Origin of the sequence: Bacillus sp. SIMBA_008, assembly GCF_046535495.1 — a bacterium.
In the GTDB taxonomy this organism is placed as follows: domain Bacteria; phylum Bacillota; class Bacilli; order Bacillales; family Bacillaceae; genus Bacillus; species Bacillus subtilis.
The window spans coordinates 1-258 of the sequence record NZ_JAWRWL010000766.1 but is presented as its reverse complement, the minus strand read 5'-3'; the positions used below and the strand labels follow the sequence as shown (position 1 = coordinate 258).

The following is a 258-nucleotide window of genomic DNA, read 5'->3' as shown; positions in this document are numbered from 1 at the left end:
GACGTGGAGAAATGGTTCGGTACATACGAAGCGAAGGGCAAAGCAAGCGGCATCAGCGAGCCTGAGTTTCATTATGAAAAGCTGACGAGAAAAAAAGACACCGAACAGGCGCATCTCTGTCTCGGTTTCAAAGGCCTGAAAGTCGGAGATCCGGACATTTACGATTTGATCGTCTTAAACAACGTGCTTGGCGGAAGCATGAGCAGCCGTCTTTTCCAGGATGTGCGCGAAGATAAAGGACTGGCCTATTCTGTATAC

The 258-nt window shown here is 48.8% G+C and carries 1 protein-coding gene; it reads left to right on the top strand.

Annotated features, from left to right (window positions below; translation table 11 throughout):
- Positions 1–258, top strand: a 258-nt coding sequence (locus tag SB658_RS25350) for a M16 family metallopeptidase (RefSeq protein ID WP_410603196.1), incomplete at both ends; no start/stop codon positions are given.